Raw genomic sequence first — 357 nt, forward strand, 5'->3', positions numbered from 1 at the left:
TGTAGCGCCTTAATCGCCCCATAAGCGGTTTGGTCATTGGCTGCGAACAGAGCCGAAAAATGAACCTTTGACTCTATTAATTCAACGGTTTTCTCATAACCAGATTCACTACTGAAGTCACCCTGTTTGACGAGTTTTGGCATCACTTTTATACCCGCCTCTTGCAGCGCTTTCTTGTAGCCTTCAAAGCGGTTCCCCGCATCAGGTTGACTTGAAAGCCCTTTAATATGAGCGATATTCACATGCCCTTGTTGCAGTAAGTGCAGGGTCGCCATGTAGCCGCCCAGCACATTATCAATGTTGATCGTGCGGATGTTGTCATCAATAATGTCGTACCCTACCGCCACGACCGGGATG

At 47.9% G+C, this 357-nt stretch carries 1 protein-coding gene; it reads right to left on the reverse strand.

From position 1 onward, the window contains the following. The coding region (locus AB4486_RS27360) for a substrate-binding domain-containing protein (protein ID WP_372119934.1) at positions 1-357 on the reverse strand (357 nt) is incomplete at both ends.

The sequence above is a fragment of the Vibrio sp. 10N.222.55.C6 genome (genome assembly GCF_041473395.1).
Taxonomy (GTDB): domain Bacteria; phylum Pseudomonadota; class Gammaproteobacteria; order Enterobacterales; family Vibrionaceae; genus Vibrio; species Vibrio crassostreae_C.